The following is a 6,956-nucleotide window of genomic DNA, read 5'->3' as shown; positions in this document are numbered from 1 at the left end:
CGGGGTTGGCTTCAGCCGCTGCGATAGCAGTACGAAGACCGGCGCCGCCAGCGCCGATGACCGCGATATCTGTGGTTATGGTTTTCACAGTTATCCTCCAGTGTGAGTGAGCAAAATAATGAGGGATGAACTTATGTGATTAAGCCCATCCCAACAGCAATTGCATTAGATCGTTATTATTAAATTAATTCCTTTAACTAGTTTACGGCACCAATGTCAGGAAAAAATTGATATTGATGGATTTTTGCCGTAGAAATGCTAGAGAGAAGTCAGGATTTACGTAATGTGTGACAAGTATCACTGAGCAACGTTTAACGATTTTAATTTTACATATCTACCAATAGTTTATAGCAATATGACAATACAAAACTGGCAACCTAGTGCAACAATTCAACAACTTAAAAACAGGGCTCAACTGCTTTCAGTTATTCGCCAATTCTTTCTAGAAAGAGAGGTGATGGAAGTCGAAACACCCGCGATAAGTCATGCAACAGTGACGGATGTTCACTTACATACTTTTAAGACTCATTTTGTTGGTCCCGGTTATTCAACTGGACAGTCACTGTTCTTAATGACTAGCCCTGAATTTCATATGAAGCGACTTCTTGCGGCGGGAAGTGGGTCTATTTATCAGATTGGTAAAGCGTTTCGCAATGAAGAAAATGGACGTTATCACAACCCTGAATTTTCGATGTTGGAGTGGTATCGGGTTGGTTTTGATCATCATGATTTAATGGATGAAATGGATGAGCTACTACAACGTGTTTTAGATAGTGGAAAAGCAGTAAGAATGACCTATCAACAAGCATTTTTAAGTGTACTAGAGGTTTGTCCTTTGGAAGCTTCAATGGAAGCTCTAAAAAAGGTGGCTAAAAATATTGGCTTAGAGGATATTGCTGCCGATGAACAAGATAGAGATACGTTATTACAACTACTTTTTAGTATTGGTGTTGAGCCTCATATCGGTCAGAAATCGCCAGCATTTGTGTATGACTTTCCTGCTTCCCAAGCTGCATTAGCAAAGATTAATAAGAGTGATCCACGAGTTGCGGATCGTTTTGAAGTCTATTTTAAAGGAATAGAGCTCGCAAATGGTTTCCATGAACTGGATGATGCGGATGAGCAGCTAGCAAGATTTGTAGAAGATAATCAGCAGCGACTGAAAATGGGGCTAGAAATGCAGCCTATTGATTACCATTTGATCGATGCGTTAAAAGCGGGGCTTCCTGCGTGTGCCGGAGTGGCATTGGGTATTGATCGATTAGTTATGTTAGCGTTGAAGTGCCAGCATATAGATGAAGTAACAGCGTTTTCTTTTCCAAGAGCATAGCCATTAAACCATCTAAATTTTCCTTTAAATTAAGGTCAGACCCAGCGCAATCTGACCTTTCTGTTTATCAATTTACAATGAGCCCAGTACCTATTACGGCGATCAATGCCCCCAGCCAAGCAAATTTGTTCGGTCTCTGTTTGATGTATATCCATAATATTGGCAGTACCATGATAGGTGTTGTTGAAGAGAGAAGCGCCACCATGCCAACATTACCATCTCTCAAAGCATAGAGTATCAATGTCATGCCTACCGCCATGGCAAGAAAACCATTTAGAGCTGTTATCAAAAAGATACGCAACGTGATGGGTTTTAGTGCTAGAGCTAACTTAGAGCCTGACAACCGGAAGGTGAGATGCGCGATAAAAGCGGTAATCATTCGGATAGCTGATGCAGCTATTGGATCCACCGCTGTTTGCATTACTGGTTTAGCGATAATGCCCCCTAAAGCTTGACAGAGTGCAGCAAGTAATCCTAATGCTACGGCAATCCAAATGTTTCCTTTAACCGCTTCCCAGTCGTGCTGTTGCTGTTTTTTCTTACCAAAGAAAATAGCGGTTAGTACGCCAGAAAAAACAAAAATGGCGCCAAGTAACTCTTTTCCCTGCATGGTCTCACTAAACAGGAAATAACCGATAATGGCGGAGAAAACAGCATGACAAGAGAAGAGGAGTCCGGCTTGTCGTGGGCCCATTCTGTTCATGCAGGCGAATAGAGCAGTATCACCTATAAATATGCCGATCAATCCTGACAACATCATGGGAGTAAGATGTTGGCTAGTGACGGTTAGCCAACCGCCACTAATTAGCGCCATAGCACTTAACATGACGGCTGTGCAGCCCATCCGCCATCGGCTATATGCAAATGAGCCGAGATGACGAGCAGGCGTGACAGATACTAAACTGGAAATTGCCCATAAAAACGCCGCTGCGAGAGCAAGCCACTCATAGCTCATAATGATAATTATTTTCAATTGATGGTGAATTCATGCTACCCGAATATCTTAATAACCGCGAGAGCAGAGTGAATTAAATTCATCAGAGAGGGATTAATGTTGCTGAGCGAACGTTGACTTATATGACAAAGTAAAGAAGCACCAATAACAGGTGCTTCTTAGATTAAGTTACTTGAACTGAAAAATCAGGTGATAACGAGTGCTGCGGCATAAACAATAAGAAGGCCTACAACACCAATGATGATCCCTGTTTTCGCCATATCTTTGCTTTCAATAAAGCCAGTAGAGTATGCCAATGAGTTAGGTGGTGTGGATACAGGAAGAATCATACCCAGTGACGCTGAGAATGCGACGACGACTAGTAGTCCTTGTAACCCTCCAATGCTCACTAAGCTTTCCATTGAGGCGCCAATGGCGGCGGCTATTGGCATTAACAAGTTAGCCGTTGCGGTGTTAGACATAAAGTTGGCCATAATCCAGCAGACCAAAGATAAGGTTATGACGACTGAGAATGGCGATAGAGATTCATAGTCAATAGCGTGTGCGAGTGCTTCAGCTAATCCCGTTTTGTCTAACCCTATCCCGATGGCAATACCACCAGCAACAAGCCAGAGTACATCCCAGTTGATCTGTTTCAACTCTTCTTTGCCCATAATGCCGGTAAGGGTAAACACCGCAAGTGGGATAATCGATACCACATAGGTGTTCATGCCGTGCAGCTTTGTTGTCATCCAAAGTAGAATGGTGCCTGCAAATGTGGCATAGACGACGATAGCTCGCCAACTCTTTTTAAATGAACCATCCAGTTTTAAAGTCATCTCCTCTTGGGAAGAGGGAAACAGTTTTTGTAGTAGGAACCATGCAAAAGTTAATTGCACAATCACAAATGGAAGTCCCATCATCATCCAAGAAAGAAAGTCGATGCTGTTTTCACCAGTGAGGTACTGTAAGGCAATGGCGTTTGGAGGTGTCCCTATCGGAGTTGCAATACCACCCGTGTTAGCAGCAATGGGCACACATAACACCAGAGCCTTAATACCCAAATCTCCTTTGGGTGCCGATGCTACGATTGGGCCTAGTAGAGCCAGCATCATAACCGTTGTCGCGGTATTAGACATAAACATAGAGAATACAGCGGTAATTAGCATTAAACCGAGCATGATAAATTTCGGTTTTTTACCAAAAGGTTTTAACAATACTCGTGCAAGGTTGTTATCTAATTCGTATTTTGAGGCTGCGATAGCGAGAGCAAATCCCCCCATGAATAGAATGATGATTGGTGATGAAAATGCACTGAAAATATCTTTATAATTCATCAATTCGCCAAGATCATGACCAAGAGGGGGCTCTCTGAATAGATGCAGCCCCTTATTTGAAATCATTATCAGTTCAAGGGCAATAATAAGAATTGAAGTTGCAAACACTGGGACAGGTTCCAATACCCATAGTAGCGCAGCTAACAAAAATATCGCTAAGAGGCGGTGCTGTATTAATGTGAGATCATCTATGGGGATGGAATCAATCGGTATCATCAAAACCAAAGACGGGATGGCAAAGCAAATAAAGAGTTTTATTAGCGTTGCCGGATTGATTTTTTTCTTCATCGTACGCGTAACCTCGTTATTGATACCGAAAGGCTTACCTTTGAATTTACATTTTTGACGTTAAAAAGAGTGTTTTCATTGGCCATCGGTCTAAAGTTTAAAATTGTCTGCAAACTAGCATAAAGTAAGCTAAACCTGCTTACTAAGATCCGCATAGAGTTTTGAAAATAAGAAGGAATTTTTTTTCAGCGATTTGTTATTGGTCAATAAATTGAGGCATTTAAAGCAAAAAAGTCATAAGCAATGTCAATTTTGCTTATGACTTAATATTGATGATTTTATTAATGAAGGATATCGATTATTTGATATTGGCGTAAGGAGTTCCTAATCGAGTGGTGACACCATTCTCCATACTGGAATCAAAATCAATGGCTTCTTTAGCAAATAGATTGATAACCGTTGAGCCCAGTTTAAAGCGGCCCATTTCTTCACCTTTATTTAGTGAAACAGCGTTGTGTCCTGATGCTGGATAGTCCCAGCTATATACACTGTTCCCTCTTGGTGGAGTGACTGTTCCTGCCCAAATAAGCTCTATGCTTCCTACAATGGTTGCACCAACAAGTATCTGAGCCATGGGGCCAAATTTGGTGTCAAAAATACAGACAACACGCTCGTTTCTGGCAAACAGGTTAGGAATGTTCTCGGCGGTAAGAGGATTTACTGAATAGAGATCTCCTGGTACGTATATCATCTTACGTAAGATACCATCACATGGCATATGAACACGGTGATAGTCACTAGGAGAGAGATAAAGCGTCGCAAAATCACCGCCTTCAAACTCTTTATACAAATCAGCATCACCACCTAATAATTCTTGTGCAGAATATTGGTGTCCTTTGGCTTGAACAAGCTGACCATCATCAATAGCACCGAATTGACTGACGCATGCATCCGCAGGGTGAGTGATCACATTGCTATCTTCCGTCAGGGGTCTCGCTCCCTCTTTTAGTTCTCTAACAAAAAAAGAGTTAAATGACGAGAAAAAAGCAGGATCTGAGTGGCGAGCTTCGTCCATATTAATCTTGTACTGCTTGATAAACAGTCGGATTATCATGGTAGTAAATTTCCCCAGCTCGGCTGCGGCTAATAAACCGACAAGTCGGGTAATGGCATGTTTTGGTGCCCAGACTTGGAACCAAATTTTAATTCGATCAGATAGTTTCATAATGATGTCATTTAGTGTCAGACAAGTGGCAAGATAGTACTTAATCTTACCAAGGTTGTCAGTATGTTAATTGTCTCTAGTAATTAAAGATCGGCTTTTTTGTTTCGAGAATATTGTCGATTGGCTTTGTTCTCTGTCATGCTATCGATAATTCGGTGATAACTCTGAAAGCGTATTGCAGATATCTTTCCTTCGTCAACGGCTTGGCGCAAAATACAGCCGGGATCATCGAGGTGCTTACAGTCTCGAAATTTGCATCCTCCTAGATGTGGACGAAACTCAACAAATGCCTCTGTCACTTCATCTTGGTTTAGGTGCCACAGACCAAACTCTCGTATTCCTGGAGAATCAATTAAATCACCGCCAGTAGAGAAGTGGTACAGTCGAGCTGCTGTTGTGGTGTGTTGGCCTAATCCTGAGTTTTCCGACACCGCACCTTCTTCAACGTTAACCTCTGGTAGCAATGCATTGACCAAACTAGACTTTCCTACGCCAGATTGCCCAACAAAAATATTAATCCTATCTTGTAATTCGCTTTCAAGCTGACTAATGCCTTCACCTGACTCTTTACTTACAAATAGAACTTTATAGCCAATTTTTTCGTAAATGGAGAGCTGTTCACGATACTCGGTTATTTGCTCAGAAGAGAGTAAATCAATTTTATTCAAAACAATAAGAGGAGCTATATGCAATGTTTCTGACGCAATGAGATAGCGATCGATAATATTGAGAGACAGTTCAGGCAATACAGAAGATACAATCACCATTTGGTCTACATTAGCAGCTACAGGCTTTAAACCATCGTAATAATCTGGCCTAGTTAAAATGGAGCTTCTCTCTTTTACCGCTTCAACGACACCTGAAATGCCAGCCATAGATTCAAGACCTGCCCGCCAAATTACATTGTCTCCAGAGACAAGACTTTCAATGCCTCTACGCAAGTTACAGCGATGGATCTCTTTTGTGACGGTATCTTCAATGTCAGCATGTTGACCGAAACGAGTAATGACTAGACCACTTTTTGTGTCGCCTAGCATCTCTTCGTTCCATTGAACATTATCGTCTTTCTTCAGACGCTTACTCTGATTGTTTCGAACGCGTCGAACTTGACCTTTTGTCAGCTTTTTCTTTTTTGCCACAGTATCTTGTTGCCTTATCGGGGGCTATTTTTACGTTGTTCAACAGTAACGAGAAACCTCGAAACGTTAACACAGCCTATGGTTGTTTCACCTTTGGACGAGTATCATACCTTTTTTATCGACAAAATAGGCAATTCATCAATGTCATTCAGTGATCAAAATTTAATTTGGGTAGATCTTGAGATGACGGGGTTAGACCCGGAACAGCACAAGATCATCGAAATCGCGACAATTGTGACAGACAGCGAATTAAATATATTAGCGGAAGGCCCCACCATTGCTGTTCATCAGTCAGAGCAAGAATTAGATAAAATGGATGAGTGGTGTACAACAACACATACAGGTAGTGGGCTGGTAGAGCGAGTTCGTGCAAGCAATATTGATGAGCAAGAAGCGATTAAGCAGACGATTACTTTCTTAGAGAAGTGGGTTCCTAAAGGAAAATCTCCTATTTGTGGTAATAGTATTGGGCAGGATAGACGCTTTTTATACAAGCATATGGCTGAACTAGAAGAGTATTTCCATTATCGGTATGTTGATGTAAGTACTTTAAAGGAACTAACTCGTCGTTGGAAACCAGAAGTATTGGATGGTTTTTCTAAAACGGGGAGCCATTTGGCACTAGATGATATTCGTGAATCTATTGCGGAACTGAAATATTATCGAGACAACATCTTCTCTATTTAGTCTCTGCTCCATACTCAGAGACATCAATATGAGGAGTTAGCGTGTTAATGCACTCCTCTGGGTGAGTTTATTGGTT

6 protein-coding genes are annotated in these 6,956 nt (G+C 41.5%); 2 read left to right on the top strand and 4 right to left on the bottom strand.

Going from position 1 to position 6,956, the window contains the following annotated elements:
• Positions 1-355: 355 nt before the first annotated feature.
• Positions 356-1,330 carry an elongation factor P--(R)-beta-lysine ligase gene (gene epmA / locus F0227_RS19225; RefSeq protein WP_171754867.1) on the top strand — a complete coding sequence of 325 codons (975 nt, stop codon included), beginning with the start codon at positions 356-358 and terminating at the stop codon, positions 1,328-1,330.
• Between the two features lie 67 nt (positions 1,331-1,397).
• On the opposite strand, the gene F0227_RS19220 is transcribed toward epmA, so the two are convergent.
• The 4 genes from F0227_RS19220 to rsgA form a co-directional block, all read right to left on the bottom strand.
• Positions 1,398-2,285 carry an EamA family transporter gene (locus F0227_RS19220; RefSeq protein WP_171754866.1) on the bottom strand — a complete coding sequence of 296 codons (888 nt, stop codon included), beginning with the start codon at positions 2,283-2,285 and terminating at the stop codon, positions 1,398-1,400.
• Between the two features lie 185 nt (positions 2,286-2,470).
• Entirely contained in the window at positions 2,471-3,889 is a 1,419-nt protein-coding gene (locus F0227_RS19215) for an SLC13 family permease (RefSeq protein ID WP_171754865.1), read from the bottom strand.
• A gap of 298 nt (positions 3,890-4,187) precedes the next feature.
• Complete coding sequence (asd, locus tag F0227_RS19210; RefSeq protein ID WP_171754864.1) at positions 4,188-5,054, bottom strand: archaetidylserine decarboxylase; 867 nt, start codon at positions 5,052-5,054, stop codon at positions 4,188-4,190.
• A gap of 83 nt (positions 5,055-5,137) precedes the next feature.
• Positions 5,138-6,193, bottom strand: coding sequence for a small ribosomal subunit biogenesis GTPase RsgA (gene rsgA, locus F0227_RS19205; protein ID WP_171754863.1), 1,056 nt, complete (start codon positions 6,191-6,193; stop codon positions 5,138-5,140).
• A 141-nt stretch (positions 6,194-6,334) separates the two neighbouring features.
• Here rsgA and orn point away from each other — a divergent pair, with 141 nt between their 5' ends.
• Positions 6,335-6,880 carry an oligoribonuclease gene (gene orn, locus F0227_RS19200; protein WP_171754862.1) on the top strand — a complete coding sequence of 182 codons (546 nt, stop codon included), beginning with the start codon at positions 6,335-6,337 and terminating at the stop codon, positions 6,878-6,880.
• The last annotated feature ends 76 nt before the right edge of the window (positions 6,881-6,956 follow it).

This window comes from Vibrio sp. 99-8-1 (assembly GCF_013114595.1).
GTDB lineage: Bacteria > Pseudomonadota > Gammaproteobacteria > Enterobacterales > Vibrionaceae > Vibrio.
The sequence above is the reverse complement of the archived record's forward strand: the minus strand, read 5'-3'. Positions and strand labels throughout refer to the sequence as shown.